Source organism: Bacillus sp. FSL W7-1354, assembly GCF_038002405.1.
GTDB lineage: Bacteria > Bacillota > Bacilli > Bacillales > Bacillaceae > Bacillus > Bacillus paralicheniformis.
In genome coordinates this window covers 4005001-4023642 of sequence record NZ_JBBOCL010000001.1, presented here as the reverse complement: position 1 = coordinate 4023642, position 18642 = coordinate 4005001, and the positions used below count along the sequence as shown (strand labels likewise).

Annotated in this window: 23 protein-coding genes (1 of these 23 only partly in view); 7 read left to right on the top strand and 16 right to left on the bottom strand. The window is 45.3% G+C overall.

Going from position 1 to position 18642, the window contains the following annotated elements; translation table 11 throughout:
- Positions 1–52 precede the first annotated feature (52 nt).
- Positions 53–337 (top strand): hypothetical protein, encoded by a 285-nt coding sequence (locus MKZ04_RS20340; RefSeq protein WP_020450376.1) that lies wholly within the window; start codon positions 53–55, stop codon positions 335–337.
- Between the two features lie 26 nt (positions 338–363).
- Here the strand turns inward: MKZ04_RS20340 and ppsA are convergent, their stop codons facing one another.
- On the bottom strand, positions 364–2988 hold the full coding sequence (gene ppsA / locus MKZ04_RS20335; protein ID WP_149169526.1) for a phosphoenolpyruvate synthase: 2625 nt from the start codon (positions 2986–2988) through the stop codon (positions 364–366).
- A gap of 15 nt (positions 2989–3003) precedes the next feature.
- Positions 3004–3618, bottom strand: a complete 615-nt coding sequence (locus MKZ04_RS20330) for a TetR/AcrR family transcriptional regulator (RefSeq protein WP_026578969.1) — start codon at positions 3616–3618, stop codon at positions 3004–3006.
- 160 nt (positions 3619–3778) lie between these two features.
- Here MKZ04_RS20330 and MKZ04_RS20325 point away from each other — a divergent pair, with 160 nt between their 5' ends.
- Together MKZ04_RS20325 and MKZ04_RS20320 are read left to right on the top strand one after the other, a co-directional pair.
- Positions 3779–4009, top strand: coding sequence for a hypothetical protein (locus MKZ04_RS20325; protein ID WP_020450373.1), 231 nt, complete (start codon positions 3779–3781; stop codon positions 4007–4009).
- A gap of 39 nt (positions 4010–4048) precedes the next feature.
- Positions 4049–4723: an SOS response-associated peptidase gene (locus MKZ04_RS20320; protein WP_262723265.1), complete on the top strand. Its 675-nt coding sequence runs from the start codon at positions 4049–4051 to the stop codon at positions 4721–4723.
- 68 nt (positions 4724–4791) lie between these two features.
- On the opposite strand, the gene MKZ04_RS20315 is transcribed toward MKZ04_RS20320, so the two are convergent.
- Positions 4792–5253 carry a GNAT family N-acetyltransferase gene (locus MKZ04_RS20315; RefSeq protein WP_262723264.1) on the bottom strand — a complete coding sequence of 154 codons (462 nt, stop codon included), beginning with the start codon at positions 5251–5253 and terminating at the stop codon, positions 4792–4794.
- Positions 5254–5350: 97 nt separating this feature from the next.
- Between MKZ04_RS20315 and MKZ04_RS20310 the strand changes: the two genes are divergently transcribed.
- Positions 5351–5617 carry a hypothetical protein gene (locus MKZ04_RS20310; protein WP_025811980.1) on the top strand — a complete coding sequence of 89 codons (267 nt, stop codon included), beginning with the start codon at positions 5351–5353 and terminating at the stop codon, positions 5615–5617.
- 25 nt (positions 5618–5642) lie between these two features.
- Here the strand turns inward: MKZ04_RS20310 and MKZ04_RS20305 are convergent, their stop codons facing one another.
- The 4 genes from MKZ04_RS20305 to groES form a co-directional block, all read right to left on the bottom strand.
- Positions 5643–6092, bottom strand: coding sequence for a YfmQ family protein (locus MKZ04_RS20305; RefSeq protein ID WP_341046882.1), 450 nt, complete (start codon positions 6090–6092; stop codon positions 5643–5645).
- Between the two features lie 116 nt (positions 6093–6208).
- Complete coding sequence (locus MKZ04_RS20300; protein ID WP_341046881.1) at positions 6209–7126, bottom strand: VanW family protein; 918 nt, start codon at positions 7124–7126, stop codon at positions 6209–6211.
- An 839-nt stretch (positions 7127–7965) separates the two neighbouring features.
- On the bottom strand, positions 7966–9600 hold the full coding sequence (gene groL, locus MKZ04_RS20295) for a chaperonin GroEL (RefSeq protein WP_020450334.1): 1635 nt from the start codon (positions 9598–9600) through the stop codon (positions 7966–7968).
- A 44-nt stretch (positions 9601–9644) separates the two neighbouring features.
- Complete coding sequence (gene groES / locus MKZ04_RS20290) at positions 9645–9929, bottom strand: co-chaperone GroES (RefSeq protein ID WP_003179248.1); 285 nt, start codon at positions 9927–9929, stop codon at positions 9645–9647.
- Positions 9930–10154: 225 nt separating this feature from the next.
- Here groES and MKZ04_RS20285 point away from each other — a divergent pair, with 225 nt between their 5' ends.
- Positions 10155–10889 carry a CPBP family intramembrane glutamic endopeptidase gene (locus tag MKZ04_RS20285; protein WP_026578972.1) on the top strand — a complete coding sequence of 245 codons (735 nt, stop codon included), beginning with the start codon at positions 10155–10157 and terminating at the stop codon, positions 10887–10889.
- On the top strand, positions 10889–11080 hold the full coding sequence (locus MKZ04_RS20280) for a YdiK family protein (protein ID WP_023855536.1): 192 nt from the start codon (positions 10889–10891) through the stop codon (positions 11078–11080). Before MKZ04_RS20285 ends, MKZ04_RS20280 begins: the two co-directional genes overlap by 1 nt.
- 44 nt (positions 11081–11124) lie before the next feature.
- On the opposite strand, the gene tatC is transcribed toward MKZ04_RS20280, so the two are convergent.
- Genes tatC through moaC form a run of 4 tightly spaced genes read right to left on the bottom strand, consistent with a single transcriptional unit; the run spans position 11125 to position 13278 of the window.
- Positions 11125–11901 (bottom strand): twin-arginine translocase subunit TatC, encoded by a 777-nt coding sequence (gene tatC / locus MKZ04_RS20275; RefSeq protein WP_095293002.1) that lies wholly within the window; start codon positions 11899–11901, stop codon positions 11125–11127.
- Positions 11902–11907: 6 nt separating this feature from the next.
- The gene (locus MKZ04_RS20270) at positions 11908–12081 is read right to left on the bottom strand and encodes a twin-arginine translocase TatA/TatE family subunit (protein WP_020450330.1); all 174 of its coding nucleotides are present in this window, start codon (positions 12079–12081) and stop codon (positions 11908–11910) included.
- Positions 12082–12123: 42 nt separating this feature from the next.
- Positions 12124–12768, bottom strand: coding sequence for a redox-sensing transcriptional repressor Rex (locus MKZ04_RS20265; protein WP_020450329.1), 645 nt, complete (start codon positions 12766–12768; stop codon positions 12124–12126).
- A 3-nt stretch (positions 12769–12771) separates the two neighbouring features.
- On the bottom strand, positions 12772–13278 hold the full coding sequence (gene moaC, locus MKZ04_RS20260) for a cyclic pyranopterin monophosphate synthase MoaC (RefSeq protein ID WP_026578974.1): 507 nt from the start codon (positions 13276–13278) through the stop codon (positions 12772–12774).
- Positions 13279–13424: 146 nt separating this feature from the next.
- Between moaC and MKZ04_RS20255 the strand changes: the two genes are divergently transcribed.
- Positions 13425–15350 carry an ABC-F family ATP-binding cassette domain-containing protein gene (locus MKZ04_RS20255; protein WP_341046877.1) on the top strand — a complete coding sequence of 642 codons (1926 nt, stop codon included), beginning with the start codon at positions 13425–13427 and terminating at the stop codon, positions 15348–15350.
- Positions 15351–15589: 239 nt separating this feature from the next.
- Here the strand turns inward: MKZ04_RS20255 and tsaD are convergent, their stop codons facing one another.
- The 5 genes in view from tsaD to thiL are tightly spaced (at most 17 nt apart) and all read right to left on the bottom strand, a layout consistent with a single transcriptional unit that may run on beyond the window.
- Entirely contained in the window at positions 15590–16615 is a 1026-nt protein-coding gene (gene tsaD, locus MKZ04_RS20250; RefSeq protein ID WP_026578976.1) for a tRNA (adenosine(37)-N6)-threonylcarbamoyltransferase complex transferase subunit TsaD, read from the bottom strand.
- Positions 16605–17063 (bottom strand): ribosomal protein S18-alanine N-acetyltransferase, encoded by a 459-nt coding sequence (gene rimI, locus MKZ04_RS20245; protein WP_023855532.1) that lies wholly within the window; start codon positions 17061–17063, stop codon positions 16605–16607. The genes tsaD and rimI overlap by 11 nt, the downstream gene beginning before the upstream one ends.
- Positions 17064–17075: 12 nt before the next feature.
- Positions 17076–17765: a tRNA (adenosine(37)-N6)-threonylcarbamoyltransferase complex dimerization subunit type 1 TsaB gene (gene tsaB / locus MKZ04_RS20240; RefSeq protein WP_341046873.1), complete on the bottom strand. Its 690-nt coding sequence runs from the start codon at positions 17763–17765 to the stop codon at positions 17076–17078.
- Positions 17746–18222: a tRNA (adenosine(37)-N6)-threonylcarbamoyltransferase complex ATPase subunit type 1 TsaE gene (gene tsaE / locus MKZ04_RS20235; RefSeq protein ID WP_043054090.1), complete on the bottom strand. Its 477-nt coding sequence runs from the start codon at positions 18220–18222 to the stop codon at positions 17746–17748. Before tsaE ends, tsaB begins: the two co-directional genes overlap by 20 nt.
- A gap of 17 nt (positions 18223–18239) precedes the next feature.
- Positions 18240–18642, bottom strand: partial view of a thiamine-phosphate kinase gene (gene thiL, locus MKZ04_RS20230; protein ID WP_023855530.1) — the final stretch only. It continues 572 nt past the right edge of the window; the window shows 403 of its 975 coding nt (coding positions 573–975); the start codon falls outside the window, past its right edge — the gene reads right to left on this strand; the stop codon is at positions 18240–18242.

The window sequence follows — 18642 nt, the reverse complement described above, 5'->3', positions numbered from 1 at the left end:
TTCAACGCTTTTCGTATGACAGATAAAGCAATATGCGAAAAGGATGGTAAACATGGAAATGAACCTGTTTTGGATCGGGCTTGGTTTAGCGGCTTTAGGCTATTTTATCGGTGACGGCTTGAAAAACTTTAAAAACCCAAAAGGGAGTTATTCAGGCTATCCCTATTTAGTTAAAGAAGGCGATTTACATTATTATTTAGGTTTAAGTAAAGTAGAAACGAAAGAAATGCTGAGTAAATATCCTGACATACCTAAAATTGAATTAAATGGCACAACCTATTATCCGTATCAGCATTTGATGGATTGGATGTTGTCCGCCGACCTTTATAAACAGTAAAGCGCAGCTTGAAGCTGCGCTCACTTTTATGATTCGAGTATTTCAACATAGCCTTCCGATCCGTTAATCCTGATCTTCTGTCCGTCTTTAATTTCTTTCGTCGCATGCTCAACCCCCACCACCGCCGGAAGCCCGTATTCCCGCGCAATGACGGCGCCATGTGTCATGAGGCCGCCCACTTCCGTCACCAAACCTTTGATTGAGACAAACAGCGGTGTCCAGCTCGGATCTGTAAAAGGCGTGACAAGGATATCCCCCTCTTCGATATCGGCTTCTTCCAATTTCAGAATCACTCTTGCCCTACCTTCGATGACTCCCGATGAAACAGGAACGCCCGCCAATGCTCCCGCCGGAATGTGGTCTCCCAGAACTTCTCCCGTGATGACCTCGCCTTCTGAAGTCATCATTCGCGGAGGCGTTAATTTTTCATAATGCTGATATTCTGCTTTTCTTTCCTCGATCTTCTTCACATCGAGACGATTAGCGCAAACGGCCTCTCTCAATTCATCAAAAGACAGATAATAAATATCCTCCTTCGCTTGAATCAGCTTCTTTCGCTGCAAAACGGCGGCTTCTTTCATCAACGCTTCCTTATATATAAAATAGCGTTTGATCAGAGCATATTTGGGATATTCCCGATAACCGATAAAATTCCGCAAAACGCTGATCATCTTCTTTGTCTTTTTTGCCTTTTGTCTGCCTCCCTTTAGTTGTTGCAGACGGCTTAACAGATCCCTCTCCTTTTGCTCCGCTTCCAATCGCCCCTGTTCAAACTTGACCGTTCGCGCACCAGGTTCAAAGTTTTTGATGTTGCTCAAAATCACTGGAGCAAGAATGGAAGGGCGTTCGCTCCAGCGCGTCTTGGTCATATCGATCTCACCGGTGCAGCGCATGCCGTATTTCTCAAGGAATGCCCGCAATGCGCTGATAAAAGCGGGACCGCCGTCAAGCTGTTTGAGATCTTCGAAAAAGGTTTCATCATTGGCATGCGCTAAATATTTCTGAACCTCGGGGTATCCTCTGGCAGCATCGGAAACATCCAAAAGCGCCAATCCCATTTCAGATGTGACATTGTGCAATACCGATTGAGAAAGGGTATCGGCGACATTTTTTTCACCAAGCCATTTCTCCATTTTTCGATTGAGCCAGTATACCGCATATAAACCAACCATAATCACAGCCATGCTCTCTGAATCATAGAGAACTTTTTTCAAGTTTTTTTGATCCTCTTCTATCTGTGCAAATAACGTTTCACCCGATGCATTTTTCAATCGCTGTTCAGCCTCATGAATGGATGCTTCCGCTTTGGACATGAGCCGTTTGACTACACCTGTGTCGTTTTTCCGGTAAATCTTCAGCGCATGACCAGGCAGCGACCATGACAGCCCCTCAGCCCCTAATCTAAACATCCGCTTCCCTTTAGGCAGGTTTTTGACAAGCTCCTTTCTTTTCAAAAAATTCACAAGAGCGCTATGCATGAAAGGATCATTTTTCCCCGCCGTGCTGAGGACGACTTTCCGACCAGCAAAAGATGCCAAATCGTGTGATAAATCAATAAAAAGCCTTCCGCCGGCACAGGTCAGCTCATAACCCGAGATCAACCCGAAAAACGATATCCCAAGCGGATTGATCGGCTCTGTCATCATTTGCTGATGCCCGACAGACATATAGACGCGCAGCTTGTCATCGCTCTGTTTCGGGAGAGGAAACAATGTCGTTACAGGCCTGCTCTGGACAAAGAAAAATTCGCCATCAGCCAGACACCATTCAATATCCTGCGGAAAACCGAAATGAGCTTCGATTCTCCTTCCCAGTGCTTCAAGCTGTATGATCTGTTCATCTGTTAATGTTTGCTTTTTCCGGCGTTCCGCTTCGACTTCGCGCGCCTCAGTGCCGCCGCTTTCCAAAGAATAGACTGCCGTCTTTTTCTCGGAAATCGTTTTTTGAACGATCTCTCCTTCGCGAACCTTGTAGTTGTCTGCCGAAACCATACCAGATACAAGCGCCTCCCCCAAAGCAAAGCTCGCATCAATCGAGGTGACCTTCCGGTTGGATGTAACGGGATCTGCCGTAAACAAAATGCCGGACGCCTCCGAAAACACCATCTGCTGGATGACGACCGATAATTGAACTTTACGGTGGTCAAAACCGTTTTGAATCCGGTAGATCACGGCCCGCTCTGTAAACAATGAAGCCCAGCATTTGCTGATATGCTTCAAGATCGCCTCTATTCCTTTTATATTTAAATACGTATCTTGCTGCCCGGCGAAAGAGGCATGAGGCAAATCTTCCGCCGTAGCGCTTGATCGGACGGCATATGCACCGCCGCCAGCATTTGAGTGAGCGCTTTTAACCGCTTCTTTGATCTCTTCGGCGATTTCGGCCCTTTCAATACCATTGCGGATCTGGAGGGCGAGTTCGTTAATCTGCTCTCGATCGATCACTTTCAAAAGTGACAGCTGATCAATCAGTTCACTGACTCTGCCGTTTTCGCCAATCATCCTTTCATATGCCTTTGTGGTTACACAAAAGCCGTGAGGCACTTGAATGCCGCCCATTTTGGACAATTCGCCCAAGTTCATCCCTTTCCCCCCGACAAGCGGCAAATCGGCTCGATCGACCTCATGAAAGCCCAATACATAGCGTCCCATCAGAAATCCCCCTTTTTATTCGCCTTCAATACCGAAACGAATCATATCCAAAAACCGTTTTCGTTCTTCAAGAAGACGTCTGCTCCAGGCTGGATCATAATCGTTCTCAGCCGTTACTTTCGCTAGAAACTTTTGTTCAAAATGCCCCATCATGACCATGATGAGTTCGAACGCCTCTTCACGATCGACTCCTTTCCTCAACGGAACTTTTGCGAAAAGCTGTTTTAGAATACGATTTCTAACGGCAAATTGCTCCCCATACTTTGCGGCGATTTCTTCTTTTAATTCGGAAGGCGGCGAAAAAAAGGCTTCTTTCGTGAGCTTATATACGTTTGGATAATCCGCGAAAAACTCAAGCTTAGCCAGACTTATTTTTTCTTTCGCTTCAAAAAAATCATGATAAGACGACAGGTCATCAAGGGAAAGGCGCGACTTTACCTTTTCAATACAATAATCGAGCACAGTTAAGTACAGAATTTTTTTGCTTTTAAAGTGATGAAAAATCAGCGCCTTTGAAATACCGGCCGCTTCCGCCAGCATTCCGGTCGAAGTCTTTGCATAGCCGTGCCGGGCAAAAACCTCCAAACAGGCATCGAGTATTTGTTCTTTTTCATAAAGCTGTAAAGGCATTGATCATCATTCCTTTTCGTTATTGACCAATCGGTTAGTATAAATTGCAGCGCTTACTGACCAGTCGGTCAATAAAATAAAACAAGAATATGGTTTTAACATATGAATTTATTGGTAAAATGAAGGTGGAGCTTACAAAATATGCCGGGGTGAAAAGCCAATGCTGATGTTGGTGGTAAAGTTTATTTTGCTCTTTATTTTATGTTCCATTTCGTTTTCTTTATTTAAAGCATGTGTTTACACAGCGGGTAAAAAGCTGATTGACCGGACCGCAGAAGGATCGGCGCTCAACTGGACCTGCAGCGTATTCATCAAAAACGGCGTGGCCATGACGGGCGATGACTGCTTTGTCATGGCTGTTTCAGCGGCCTTGTTGGCCATTTATATATAAAAGCCTCAAACTTTCAATAAACAAACAAGGGTGACTAAGATGTGCGGCAGGTTTACGCTCTTTTCTGAATTTGATGAGATTATTGACCGTTTCGAGATTGATCAAATGACGGTTGAAGATTACAGCCCCAGTTATAACATTGCGCCTTCCCAGTTCATCCTCGCCGTCGTCAGCGACGGTTCCCATAACCGTCTAGGGCGGCTGCGGTGGGGATTGATTCCGCCGTGGTCAAAGGATGAGAAAATCGGTTATAAAATGATCAATGCGCGCGCTGAGACTTTGGCTGAGAAGCCGAGCTTTCGAAAGCCGCTGATCAGACAAAGGTGTCTCATTCCGGCAGACAGTTTTTATGAGTGGAAGCGGACCGATGCAAAGACAAAGCGGCCGATGAGGATCAAGCTCAAAACAAATGGACTGTTTTCGTTTGCGGGGCTTTGGGAGAAGTGGCAGCCTGCCGGCGGCAAGCCCGTCTATACATGCACAATCATTACGACAATGCCCAACGATTTAATGAAAGATATTCATGATCGCATGCCCGTCATTCTTGATCGTCAAGCTGAAAAAGAATGGCTGAATCCGAAAAATCAAGACCTTGCATACTTAGAAAGCCTTTTAAAACCATATGCGTCAAAAGAGATGGAAGCGTATGAAGTCGCGCCTCTCGTCAATTCACCGCATCATAATTCTCCTGAGCTCATCAAAAAAGCCCCTTAAAAGGGGCTTTTTAGCGAGGCGGCCGGGTCATAATGGTGAGGGCACCGCCTCCATGATTCTAAAAATATTTATTGTGTCAAAAGGTAAAATTCACTGCTGAAGCCGATGCCTTCCCAAAAACGCAGCGCCGATTGATTATCGATATCAACCGATACTTGAACGTGAGACACTTGATGCCTTTCAAACCAATCCATCATACGATCTACAACAAGCTTTCCCAGCTTGTTTCTTCGATAGACCGGGGCTATGTACACTTCATCGATTTGCCCGCTCAGACAATCGCTGACCAAATCTTTCTTAATAGAGGCCAGCCCGTATCCGACCGCTTCTTGCTTCTCATTCACGACGGCAAAAACCGCTCCGTATGCAGATTGAACATATTGTTTCAGCTGCTGCTGTATCATTTCTCTATCTTGATCATCCAATGTGCAATCAGCCGTTTCCAATGCATTATCATTCCACAAATTAATCAGTTCATCAACAAACTCAGGCTTCAGAGGGGCATCAAGCTGTTGAATATGTATAGTCATGGCGTTTCTCCCTTTGCAAGACTTTTCATCAACCACATTTTAAATTAGAATAATATTCAATACAAGGGTTTTATTGTTAATGAAAGGTGATGGTGAAATGGACAGCCGTACAGCGCGGGAAAAAGAACCGCCGCTTGGAAAAGCATTCCATTATATCACGCTTGCCGGGATATTTCTTCTCATCATTCCATCCGGGTTCAATCCCGTTTATTTGAATGTGGGATTCATCCTGTTTGGACTGAACATCGGTGTGCGTTCATTCGTTCTTTTGAAAAAGAATAAAAAAGGAGAATTTATCTTTACGATCGCTGCTTGTTTATTTTTGATCGGTTACAGCGCTGTCAGGCTTTATTTCATATCATAATAAAAAAGCAGGTTTTCCCTGCTTTTCAAACCAAATCCGCCGTTTTGAGCCCCCTGCATTTTTGCAGACCGTCAGAACGCAGACAATAAGCGGCCGTCTTTTTCTTATATTGTTTAACGACGTCTATATGATCATCGTATCTGTAAACCAACAGCTTCACAGCGTTTTTCCCTCTTTTTGTTTCGATAACAAACGGTGTCCCGGCGTTTTTCGGATTTACAAAAAGCGGCTCGTCTCCCGGGTAGATGTAATACCGCTCCATAAATACGGCCTCATTAAAGTTTTGAATAAATTGACTCTTGTCAGATCCCTCTAAACGCTCTCCTCCGAACGTCACTGTAACATTCGCTTCCTCAAGCTTAACATGAACTTGAAATTTGCCGGTCAGCCACTCTACGACACCGCTCGGAAGGCAAGTGACCAATATTTTAAAAAGACTGAAGATAACCAAAAAGGTTACAATAAGCCATGTCACTCGATCATCTCCTCTTGTCTGAAATTTAAAGATGTCCTTGATTCATCCTATCATACAGACTAAAGGATTTTATTGTACATTGTGTGAACAAGTGCAGCCCAGATGAACATTCGCCTTCAGTGATCCCCGCCCTGATGCTCTTCTTTTGGGATTTCAGAAGGAGCCTTCGGAACTTTCCGCAGCTGATGATTGACCACATCAGAAGAATAAAGTGTAACAATCATCGTTCCTCCATGCCGTTTCGCCCTGATCAATACCGGCTGGTTATATTTATTTTGAAAGCGCAAATCAGGTCCGCCCCAGCTGACCGTCGCGTCGCGCCCCGGCGGAACATAAGGGACACGCCGGCTGTGGGAATAGCGCTGGACGATCTCCAGTCCTGCCCGGTCAACCGCATTAAACAATGTTGACGAAACCTGGCAAATGCCTCCGCCAACCCCTTCAGACAATTCGCCTCTCACGATCACCGGAGCCTTCATATACCCCTTGTCCGGCGTCCTCATACCGACAACTTTGTTAAATGAAAACGTCTCATTAGGAAACACAACATGATTGTCGATCGCTTTTGCTGCGAGTGAAATGTTGTGCGTCCTGCTTTTATTCCCGGAATTAAAATACGTCACATACTGACCGATCCGCTGTGTCCGGATATGGGAAAGCAGTTCGCTGTCCACTTTCGGGTAAATGTTCAATTCAGGCACTTCTATCGTGGACGGACCATCCCCATAAAAATACGCATAAAACTGCTCTCTAACCCCCTTCCTGGAAAGGCTGTAGCCAACCTTGCCGGGAACGATCCTTCCCTGATCATTGATCACGGCGTTGACGGGATCCTTGTGTACTTTCCGCTCAAGCCTGTCAACGAACTCGGCGTATTTTTTATCATCAATCAACGGTGTCCCGGGAAGCGGCATTGTAAAATCTTCGCGGTTCACAACGGCCACTTTCTTCCCTTGCTGGGTGATCGTTAAGCTGTCAGAAAGCCCCGCGGGCTGCGCTAATAGTAAAAGTCCAGTCATCCAAATTTTCAGCATAAGTCGATGTACCTCCCGCTATTAGTATGAACAGGAGATGACATTTGATGTACTGGACGTGTGATGCTTTCATGATGATCTATATTTTCGGATTGAAAAGGTACACTAATGGAGAGAAGCTAAAATAAGAAAAAGCATGTATTAAGCCTGTTTATTTTCATTGATTCCTTTTCTTTTTAGCCTGACTAACATTATGGTGGTGGCTATCAGGATTATCAAAAAAGTGATGCCTGAGTACAGGAACCCAACTAGCTCTATGCCATTAAATTAATTTGTACGTCAAATAACTGCCGATAAAAAAGATTGTCCCCAGCAGGGAAAATGAATTCAATCGATTCACAATTTTTTTGACCATTTTTAAAACCCCCATGGTCTTGCGATTTTAATGCCATTTGCACATTTGCCCCAATATCAGATGCAGAATTAGAGGGACATTTATTAAGGCTACTCTTACCAGAGTTCATTCTTCTAGTAATATAAAGTATATGCCCTTCTCTTTGAGAAGGGCATACAATTACTTGTTCTGTTGATTTTCTTTTAAAGTGAGATTTAAAAATAGAAGGGCCAATAAAATGAAAGCAATGTTCACCAACCAGGACTTCCAGCTGGACGCAGGGTCAGAAATTGTACCGAGCAGGTGTATAATAGATGAAAATGATAAAAGCAAAAACATTAGTTTGTTGTGCGACATAATTGTTTAACCTTTCTGTTAAAAATCCAGGTTCCAATTATACCACAATGGATTAAAGTAGTAATTATATGTCATCGCAAGTTAAAATAAAAAGAGGCTCTCAAAAGAGCCTCTTTTCCTTGATATATCAGCGTTTTGGACGCTGGGCTTACATCATTCCACCCATACCGCCCATGCCGCCCATGTCAGGCATTCCTGCGCCGCCTTTGTTTTCTTCAGGCTTGTCGGCAACAACTGCTTCAGTTGTCAGGAACATAGCCGCTACAGATGCTGCGTTTTGCAGAGCTGAGCGTGTTACTTTTGTAGGGTCAACGATACCTTTGTCGATCATGTTCACCCATTCGCCTGTTGCAGCGTTGTAGCCTACACCAATAGCTTCGCCTTTCAGGCGCTCAACGATGACAGATCCTTCAAGACCCGCATTGTGCGCGATTTGACGGATTGGTTCTTCAAGAGCGCGAAGAACGATGTTGATACCAGTCAGTTCGTCGCCTTCAGCTTCAAGGGCAGCTACTTTATTGTAAACATTGACAAGAGCTGTACCACCGCCGGATACGATTCCTTCTTCTACCGCAGCGCGAGTAGAGTTCAGGGCGTCTTCGATGCGAAGCTTGCGTTCTTTCAATTCTGTTTCAGTCGCAGCGCCGACTTTGATGACAGCTACGCCGCCTGCAAGCTTAGCTAGGCGCTCTTGTAATTTTTCTTTATCGAACTCAGAAGTTGTTTCTTCAACTTGAGCGCGGATTTGGTTGACGCGTGCCGCGATTTGCTCTGTATCTCCCGCACCTTCAACGATTGTTGTGTTTTCTTTTGTCACAACAACTTTAGAAGCGCGTCCCAATTGGTTGATTTGAGTTGATTTAAGGTCAAGACCTAAATCTTCTGTGATCACTTCGGCACCTGTCAGGATAGAGATGTCTTCGAGCATCGCTTTGCGGCGGTCTCCGAATCCAGGCGCTTTAACAGCCACTGCGTTGAATGTTCCGCGAAGCTTGTTGACAACCAATGTTGCAAGAGCTTCACCTTCAACGTCTTCAGCAATCAGAAGCAACGGTTTGCCTTGCTGAACAACTTGCTCAAGCACCGGCAGGATTTCTTGAATGTTTGTGATTTTTTTGTCTGTTACTAAGATGTACGGGTTCTCAAGAACCGCTTCCATCTTATCGGAATCTGTCACCATGTAAGGAGACGCATATCCGCGGTCAAACTGCATACCTTCAACCACTTCAAGCTCTGTTGTGAATCCTTTTGATTCTTCGATCGTGATGACACCGTCGTTGCCGACGCGCTCCATCGCTTCAGCGATCAGGCTTCCGACTTCTTCGTCAGCAGCGGAGATTGAAGCAACTTGTGCGATTGATTCTTTGCCTTCGATTGGTTTGGAGATTTCTTTCAGGCTTTCAACCGCTACAGCCACAGCCTGCTCGATACCTTTGCGCACGCCTACAGGGTTAGCGCCGGCAGTTACGTTTTTAAGACCTTCGCGAATCATCGCTTGAGCTAGAACTGTCGCTGTTGTTGTACCGTCACCGGCAACATCGTTTGTTTTGCTCGCAACTTCAGCAACAAGCTTTGCGCCCATGTTTTCGAACGCGTCTTCAAGTTCGATTTCTTTCGCGATGGTAACACCGTCGTTTGTGATTAATGGAGAACCGAATTTTTTCTCAAGAACGACGTTGCGTCCTTTAGGTCCCAAAGTTACCTTTACAGCATCCGCCAATGCATCTACACCGCGCAGCATTGAACGGCGGGCTTCTTCGCTAAACTTAATATCTTTTGCCATGTTATTCGAACCTCCTATATAATTGTCTCGTTTTTATTTATGACTTAGCCGATAACAGCTAAAATGTCGCTTTCACGCAAGATTAAGTAGTCAGTACCTTCATATTTCACTTCGGTACCTGCATATTTTGAGAAGATGATGCGGTCGCCTGTTTTCACTTCTAATGCAACGCGCTCTCCGCTCTCTAACACACGGCCTGAACCGGCTGCAACCACTTTACCCTCTTGTGGTTTTTCTTTTGCGGAGTCAGGAAGTACGATTCCGCTGGCAGTTTTTTCTTCAGACTCAACGAGCTCAATGACAACGCGATCACCTAATGGCTTTAACAATGAAACAACCTCCTCAATATTTTCATATGTAATTTTAGCACTCGCACTCGGTGAGTGCTAACACAATTCTTATAATAAAGAATCTCCCAGGCAATTTCAAGTGATAAGGTCAAATTTTTTTGCGCTTACATTTCTCCGCATGTCCTTATCATCCTATAATTTAAAAAGAGTGTGTTACAATAAACATAGTCTGAATTAGATTTTTAGAAAAGGAGTACATAAAGCTTGAGAAAACAATACTGGTTTATTATATTGGCATACGTTCTCATGCAATTGTCGGCCGCTGTCGGCTTGCCTCTTCTTTACTTTTTGGGAGTGGGCAAAGGACAGCCAAAGGCTGAAGCCCAGCTTACATTGACAGGCGTCTGGTCTGTCATCGCGTTTACCCTCTGTCTCGTTATCGTGCTGCTGATTTTGCGGACGGTGCCGAAGACGACGCTTCGCAACCGGCCGAAAGCATCGGTTGGAGCATCAATCGGATGGGCGGTAGCCGGTGTTTTTCTCGCTTTGTTTTCGCAGTCAATTGCCGCTTCGATCGAAATGTACTTGTTCGGGGTCACCCCGGAATCGGAAAATACGCAGCGGATCATGGAAATCATCACCGCATTGCCGCTGATGGTGTTTGTCTCTTCTGTATTTGGTCCGATTCTTGAAGAAATCATTTTCAGAAAGATCATTTTCGGTGCAATCTATGAGAAAACGAATTTTTTCATTGCCGCTTTGTTCAGTTCGGTGCTCTTCTCGGTCGTCCATTTGGATTTCAGCCATCTGCTCATTTATACAGCAATGGGATTCACATTCGCCTTTTTATATGTCAGAACCAACCGGATTATCGTGCCTATTTTCGCCCATGTCGCCATGAATACGCTCGTCGTCTTACTGCAGACGTTCCGGGAGCCTATTGAAGAATATTTGAAACACGCCGAGAAAATGCAAATGATTATTGGAGGATTTCTATGATGAGAAGCCCTAAATTCTGGGGAGCGATTTATTTATTAACGGGTGTGCTGTTTACATATCTGGCGGCAACCTCGCCCGGAAGCATGTGGTCTTTTTACACGATCCTGCTGATGCTTTTCGCAGCCTATAATATCAGCATTTCCTTTAAAATGTTCGCCCTGGCCGGCAAGATGAAGCGAAAAGATCAATAGCCTTTTTTGTGAAGGAAAAGAGCCATTCTGAAAAAGAATGGCTCTTATTTTGTATGGTCGTTCAAAAACGCTTGATTTTCCTCTTGAATCATTGTTTTTTGCGCCTGCCTGTAGGATATTCTTGAAATCACGATACTGATTTCATAAAGAATGAGCAATGGCACTGAGACCATTAAATGCGACAAAAGCTCAGGCGGTGTAATGAGGGCCGCGATGACGAACAACACAAAATATGCGTATTTTCTGATTTTCGCCAAAAACATCGGCGTCACGAGGCCGAGCCTTGTGATAAACATGATGACCACAGGCATCTGAAACAATAAGCCAAAAGGAAGCGTCAACTGAAGCAGAAACTGAAAATATTCGTGTATTCCGATGACCTGGTTGACATTCAGATCATCTGAGACTCTCGTCATAAAGTCCACGACAAACGGAAATAAAATAAAGTAAGAAAAGGCAATGCCGCCTAAAAAAAGAATAATCGATATCGGAATATAGCTGAGCGTCACTTTTCGTTCCTTTTCATACAGCCCCGGGCTAATGAAAGCCCACAGCTGGTATAAAACAAGCGGCGAAGTCAAGACGGCGCCGATGATGAAAGCGAACTGCACGTACACAAATAAAGGATCGGTCAGCTTGAACGCGTTGAGCGTCAGCAGCTTCGCTTCATCCGTCTGCTGCAGATAGATAATCAGCGGCTTTGCCAATAAAAAGCCTGCCACAACAAATAAAACAAAAAAGAAAAAAGTGATCACAAGCCGTCTGCGTAGTTCTGTGATATGTTCTATCAGCGACATTTCTCTTTCCTTCATAAATGTCATCCTATCCTACTGATCTTCTTTCTTTTTATCGGAATCGTCGTCAGCCAAACCTTTTGTCGCATTCTTAAACTCCCTCAGCGTGTTTCCCGCCGCTCTTCCCAGCTCGGGAAGTTTTTTCGGGCCGAATATCAAAAGCGCCACCACGACAATTAAAATAAAGCTTCCAGGACCGATTGGCATAAAGCCTGCCCCCTTTCCTTTATTTATTTTTCGTTTTCCGTTTTACTTTTCCTGCATTGAATAATGTTTCATGAAATACACCAGCGACTGAAGTTCAACCGCCAAATCTATATGATGAATGCGAATGTGTTCCGGCACATTCAAGCGGGCCGGCGTGAAATTAAGAATGCCTTTAATGCCAAGCTCCACCAGCCTGTCTGTAATCGACTGTGCGGCTTGAGCCGGTACCGTCAAAATGGCGACGGGGATATCATCCGTCATATGCTCTTCAAGTCTATTCAGATCATAGACGGGAACACCGCCGACCTCGGTTCCGATTTTTTCCTCATTGATGTCAAACGCCATGGCGATTTTTGTATTATTATTTTTGATAAAATTGTAATGGAGAAAGGCTGTCCCCAAATTCCCCACGCCAATGAGCGTTACGTTCGTCATTTCATCCTGATCAAGCGTCTTTCTGAAAAAGGACAGCAAATAATTGACATTGTAGCCGTATCCTTTTTTTCCGAGCGCGCCGAAGTACGAGAAGTCCCTGCGGATGGTCGCAGAATCGACTTTGACGGCATCGCTCAGCTCAGCGGAAGATACACGCTGTTTTCCGGATGCATGAAGGTTTTTTAAAAAACGATAATATAATGGCAACCGTTTCGCTGTCGCTTGCGGAATTTTTGAATGATCCATGTTCATAAACTAATCCTCCATGTCTACATCAGCTTTTTCCCTTTTATAGTCACCGTTTTTCCCGCCTGTCTTTTCGAGAAGAAAGGTCGGTCCTATCACCATTCCCTTATCCGCCGCTTTGCACATGTCATATACGGTCAGCGCACATACGGAGGCCGAAGTTAACGCTTCCATTTCCACACCTGTGCTCCCTTTGGTCTTCACTTTAGATTGAATATGCAGGATGCTCTTCTGTTCTTTCTCCTCCCAGCGAAAGGCGATGTCGACTCCTTTCAGAGCGATCGGATGGCACATCGGGATGATGGCGGATGTCTGTTTTGCGGCCATGATTCCGGCCACTTGCGCCACCGCCAATACATCGCCCTTTCCGATTTCCCGGTTTTTGATTTTTTCATGTACTGTTCGATTCATAGACACGCTTGAAACAGCCGCAGCTGTGCGTACTGAAGCTTCCTTTTCGCTTATATCAACCATCTTGGCTCTGCCTTGTTCATTAAAATGTGTAAACTCATTCATGTTCTGAACTCTCCTTATAACGATCATACACTATTTTTTTCATTCTGTCTTTTTCTTTGGCTAAAATCTTCCAGACTTCACTTAATTGTTTGCTGACTGCGCAGTGATAGGCTACACTTAAAATAGCAGACAAGAGGTGAAAGATCATGATGATTTTACAAGTGAACCAACTTTCAAAATCGTTTGGAGCCGATACGATTTTAACGAATATAAAACTCGAAGTCAGATCTCGGGACCGGATTGCGATCGTCGGACGCAACGGCGCCGGAAAATCGACTCTTCTAAAGATTATCGCAGGAAAACTTTCATATGAAAAGGGGGACATCATCAAGCCGAAAGATTTGACGATGGGCTACCTTGACCAGCATTCCGGCCTCGATTCCAAGCTGACGCTCAAAGAGGAATTGCTGTCGGTATTTGATTTTCTAAAAAAAATGGAAAAAGAAATGCGCGCGATCGAGGAAAAGATGGCGCAGGCCGGACCGGACATGCTTGAATCATTGATGAAGACGTATGACAGGCTTCAGCAGGAGTTCAAGGACAAAGGCGGCTACCAATATGAGGCAGAGGTCAGATCCGTCATGCACGGGCTCGGCTTTGCGGGATTTGACGACTCCGTCCGCGTCCAGGACTTAAGCGGAGGTCAAAAAACAAGGCTTGCCCTCGGAAAAATGCTTTTGACAAAACCCGACCTCCTCATTTTGGACGAACCGACAAACCACTTGGATATCGATACCCTGACATGGCTTGAACAATATTTGCAAAATTACAGCGGAGCGATTTTAATCGTTTCCCATGACAGGTACTTTCTTGACAAAGTGGTTACCCAAGTTTACGAGATCAGCCGGTCCCAAAGCAAAAAATATACCGGGAACTACAGCTCTTATCTCCAATTAAAAGCCGAACAGCTGGAAAAGGAAACAAAGCTTTATGAAAAGCAGCAGGACGAAATCGCCAAGCTGCAGGAGTTCGTCGACCGGAATCTGGCCAGAGCTTCGACGACGAAACGGGCGCAGAGCAGACGAAAGCAGCTTGAACGGATGGAGATCATGGATAAACCGCTCGGAGATGAAAAGTCGGCGTCTTTCCGCTTTGAAATTACAAGGCAAAGCGGAAACGATGTACTGCGGGTGGAAGACTTGACAGTAAGCTATCAGGAGCAGCCCCCGCTGCTCCGTTCATTGAACTTTCGCATTACCCGCGGGGAAAGCGTTGCACTGGTCGGACCGAACGGAATCGGCAAGTCAACCCTTTTAAAAGCATTGATTCAAAAGCTGCAGCCGGTATCGGGAACAATCGCGACAGGCTCCCATGTCTCAATCGGCTACTATGACCAGGAACAGGCTGAATTGACGTCGTCAAAACGCGTGCTTGACGAGCTTTGGGACGATTATCCGGAAATGAATGAAAAGGATATCCGGACCTGCCTCGGCAACTTCCTGTTTTCGGGAGAAGACGTATTAAAACCTGTACACGCGTTAAGTGGCGGCGAAAAAGCAAGGCTTGCCCTCGCCAAGCTGATGCTCCAAAAAGCGAACTTCCTTATTCTTGATGAGCCGACAAACCATCTCGACCTGGACAGCAAGGAAGTCTTGGAGAACGCTTTGATCGATTACCCGGGAACGATATTATTTGTGTCCCATGACCGCTATTTTATCAACCGGATCGCGACAAAAGTACTGGAGCTTTCCCGCGACAAAGCAGAAGAATATTTAGGCGACTACGATTATTACACAGAAAAAAAAGCGCAGCAGCTTGAACTGAAAGAACTAGAAAAACAGACGGAAGAGCATCAGAAAAACGCTTCCGAAAAACCTGGCGCAAAAAAGAGCTATGAGGAAGAAAAAGAGCTGAAAAGAAAAGAACGCCAGCGGCAGCGAAGGATTGAAGAAATCGAAACAAGAATTACGGACATTGAAGAACAGATCGAAAAAAATGAGGAGCTCCTGTGTGACCCCGCCGTCTTCCAAGACCATGAGAAGGTCCAGGAAATCCACTCTGAAAATGAACGGCTGAATGAGGAGCTTGAACAACTGTTAACAGAATGGGAAACACTCTCTGCAAATGAATAAAGGATGAACCGCTCCAAGCCGGAGCGGTTTTTTTGTCCACAATTAAAATCCTTTATTTAAAAGAAAGAAAGCGATTTACCCACAATATCCACAAAAAACATAATATTTATACACATTATTAACAGGTAAAAAAGGTCTGTAAATTAAGGTTTTTAACATTATACACAAGACTGTGGATATATGTTAATAACCTGTTAATAACTATTCCCGGGCAAAAAAACCTCACAGAGCGTGAGGTTTTAATAAGACGTCAGATCTAAGCCGGGCTGACCGTTCATATCATATTTTCCTCTGATTCCTTTTTCAAAAGCAACCGTACCTGCGGCGGCAATCATCGCGGCATTGTCCGTACACAGCGAAAGCGGCGGGATCAAAAGCTCAATCTCCGGATGGCTGCTGAACGTTTTTTCAAGCGCCGCTCTCAACCCTTTGTTTGCAGCAACTCCTCCGGCAAGCAGCACCTGTTTGACGCCATAAGCTTTCGCAGCGCGTTCCGTTTTTGTGACGAGGACATCAATGACGCTTTCCTGAAAGCTGGCTGACAAATCTTCCGGAGCTATCGTTTCACCTTTTTGTGAAGCGTTGTGAAGCGTGTTGATGACTGCAGACTTCAATCCGCTGAAGCTGAAATGATAAGAGCCTTCTTCAAGCCATGCGCGCGGCAGCGGCACATTTGCCTCGCCTTTTTGCGCAAGTTTGTCAATGTGAGGTCCTCCCGGATAAGGAAGCCCCATCGTTCTCGCCACTTTGTCATAGGCTTCGCCTGCCGCATCGTCGAGCGTCTCTCCGATGACTTCAAATGAGCCGTGCTCTTTCATATACACGAGTTCGGTGTGGCCGCCTGAGACGACAAGGGCAATCGCCGGAAATTGAATGTCCTGAACAAGTCTGTTGGCATAGATGTGACCGGCAATGTGATGAATGCCTACGAGCGGTATGCCCCGGGCAAAACTGAGCGCTTTCGCGGCATTCACGCCGATCAATAAAGCGCCGACAAGCCCCGGTCCTTCCGTTACTGCGATGGCATCAATGTCATCAAATGTCATGTCCGCTTGTGCAAAGGCTTCCTCAAGCACGATCGTCATCTGTTCCACGTGATGCCTTGATGCGATCTCGGGAACAACGCCGCCAAACCGTTTATGACTTTCGATTTGCGACGCTACGACATTTGAAATGATATCCGTTCCGTTTTTGACAATCGCGGCGGCCGTCTCATCACAGCTTGTTTCGATTCCTAATACATACAGATCTTTTTTATGATTCATTTAGTCTCACCCACATTAATAATGCATCTTCCCCATTATCGGTATAATAATTTTTGCGAATTCCTCCCGGCTCAAAGCCGAGCTTTTTGTATAAGCTTTGTGCAATATGATTCGATACCCTTACCTCTAAAGAAAGCTGAACCGCCTTTTTCATCCGGCAAAGCTTCATCGCGGCTTTCAAAAGAGCTTCTCCTAAACGGCGGCCCCGATATGCAGGTGAAACGGCAATGTTGGTGATCTGGGCATCATCCATGACGATCCAAATCCCGCAGTAGCCGACAACTTGCTCCTCAACTTCGAGAACGAGGTAATGAGCATACATATTGTGAAAAAGCTCATGATGAAAAGATTCTTTTTTCCACGGAGAAGAAAAAGAGCTTTTTTCAATTTCAAAAACCTGGTCCAAATCTTTTGGATTCATATCGCGTATGACCATTTGCGTGTTCATGGCTTCACCCGTTTACTTTTGTTTTTCAAGCCAGACGGCCTCGGCTTCGGCCAGACGAATATAGTTTGGAACAACGCTGTGCACAGGCTCGGCCTCTTTAAGTTCTCCGATTAAAGCCAATTCTGAAGGTCGTGGAAGCTGCAGGGCAGGGCCAGAAATGACCGCTTGTTCACCGAGAATCTGTTCGATCATCTCCTGATGAATCTCTGTGTCACTTCCTATGAAAAGGACTTGCTGATCCATGGCTTTCAGTTTTTTAAGCCAATCCTCAAGCAGAATGTTTTGGTCCTCTTCCAAGCCATGCAGTTTACCGTCCCTATACTGGTATAGTCCCGTATAAACCTGACCGCGTCTGGCATCAAACAACGGACAAATCAAGCCTTGGAAAAAACAGCCGTTTGCCGCCAGCACTTCAAGGCTTGAAACGGTTTTAATCGGAATATTTAATGACCATGCAAGCGTTTTTGCAATCGTAACACCGATCCGCACGCCTGTATATGAACCCGGACCTTTGGCAACTGCAATTTGGGTCAGGTCATTCGGCTCTAAACCACACTCTTTAAGGAGTTCGTCGATCGCCGGCATAGCTCTGACTGAATGGTTTTTCTTTAAGTGGGATATATGCTCGGCTATCACTTTTCCGTCTTTAACTAATGCCACGCCGAGCGTTAAATTGGATGTATCAATCGCAAGTATCGTCATGTTTGCTGATCTCCTCGCAAAGATTTTCGTAGCGGCTGCCTTTAGGGGTAAAGGTCAGCTTTCGTTCATCATCGCCAAGCCGCTTAATGACCACCTCTAGGAGCTCTTTCGGAAGCTGCTCCTCAATCAAATGCGCCCATTCCACAAGGCAGACGCCGTCTCCCTCAAAATATTCATCTAATCCGAGATCTTCCGTTTCATCTTCCATTCTGTAAACATCCATATGAAACAGCGGAAGAGAGCCGTCCCGGTATTCTTTGATAATGGTAAAAGTCGGGCTGCTGACAACCCGCTTGATTCCGAGCCCTTCGGCAAATCCTTTTGTAAAAGTCGTTTTGCCTGCTCCAAGGTCGCCCTCCAATGTGATGACATCACCGGGCAGAACATACTTTGCTGCCAGTCTGGCAATGTTTTTTGTCTCTTCAGGCTCTGTCGTTTTCCACTCTAACGTTTTCACTTTACTTGTCACCTGTCTTATTTAAAATGGTTATATCCTTTTTTTTCGAGAAGAACGCGGTCCTGTCCATTATGATAAAACACGTCCGCCTGCCCTTGTTGTGTGACGCGGCCGATTTGATAAACCGGCACATGACGTTCAGAGCATTCCTGACTAAAACGTTCCCATTGATCATTAGAAATCGTACCGACGAGTTCAAAATCCTCGCCGCCGAAAAGGACCCACTCTTCCCATTTTGTGTTCAGTGTATGTAAATCCGAATGGACCGGAATCATCTCTTTATATATGTCAATGGAAACACGGCTCGCTTCGGCAATTTCATTTAATTCGCTGGCAAGCCCGTCGCTGATATCATTAAGTGCCACATGATGATAGCCTGAACAGAGCAAACCTGCCTCAACCCTCGGCAAAGGCCTCTTG

Coding starts and splice junctions, on each gene's coding strand:
- MKZ04_RS20340 (WP_020450376.1), top strand. CDS start 53: ATGGAAATGAACCTGTTTTGGATCGGGCTTGGTTTAGCGGCTTTAGGC.
- ppsA (WP_149169526.1), bottom strand. CDS start 2,988: ATGGGACGCTATGTATTGGGCTTTCATGAGGTCGATCGAGCCGATTTG.
- MKZ04_RS20330 (WP_026578969.1), bottom strand. CDS start 3,618: ATGCCTTTACAGCTTTATGAAAAAGAACAAATACTCGATGCCTGTTTG.
- MKZ04_RS20325 (WP_020450373.1), top strand. CDS start 3,779: ATGCTGATGTTGGTGGTAAAGTTTATTTTGCTCTTTATTTTATGTTCC.
- MKZ04_RS20320 (WP_262723265.1), top strand. CDS start 4,049: ATGTGCGGCAGGTTTACGCTCTTTTCTGAATTTGATGAGATTATTGAC.
- MKZ04_RS20315 (WP_262723264.1), bottom strand. CDS start 5,253: ATGACTATACATATTCAACAGCTTGATGCCCCTCTGAAGCCTGAGTTT.
- MKZ04_RS20310 (WP_025811980.1), top strand. CDS start 5,351: ATGGACAGCCGTACAGCGCGGGAAAAAGAACCGCCGCTTGGAAAAGCA.
- MKZ04_RS20300 (WP_341046881.1), bottom strand. CDS start 7,126: ATGCTGAAAATTTGGATGACTGGACTTTTACTATTAGCGCAGCCCGCG.
- groL (WP_020450334.1), bottom strand. CDS start 9,600: ATGGCAAAAGATATTAAGTTTAGCGAAGAAGCCCGCCGTTCAATGCTG.
- MKZ04_RS20280 (WP_023855536.1), top strand. CDS start 10,889: ATGAGAAGCCCTAAATTCTGGGGAGCGATTTATTTATTAACGGGTGTG.
- tatC (WP_095293002.1), bottom strand. CDS start 11,901: ATGACATTTATGAAGGAAAGAGAAATGTCGCTGATAGAACATATCACA.
- MKZ04_RS20270 (WP_020450330.1), bottom strand. CDS start 12,081: ATGCCAATCGGTCCTGGAAGCTTTATTTTAATTGTCGTGGTGGCGCTT.
- MKZ04_RS20265 (WP_020450329.1), bottom strand. CDS start 12,768: ATGAACATGGATCATTCAAAAATTCCGCAAGCGACAGCGAAACGGTTG.
- moaC (WP_026578974.1), bottom strand. CDS start 13,278: ATGAATGAGTTTACACATTTTAATGAACAAGGCAGAGCCAAGATGGTT.
- MKZ04_RS20255 (WP_341046877.1), top strand. CDS start 13,425: ATGATGATTTTACAAGTGAACCAACTTTCAAAATCGTTTGGAGCCGAT.
- tsaD (WP_026578976.1), bottom strand. CDS start 16,615: ATGAATCATAAAAAAGATCTGTATGTATTAGGAATCGAAACAAGCTGT.
- rimI (WP_023855532.1), bottom strand. CDS start 17,063: ATGAACACGCAAATGGTCATACGCGATATGAATCCAAAAGATTTGGAC.
- tsaB (WP_341046873.1), bottom strand. CDS start 17,765: ATGACGATACTTGCGATTGATACATCCAATTTAACGCTCGGCGTGGCA.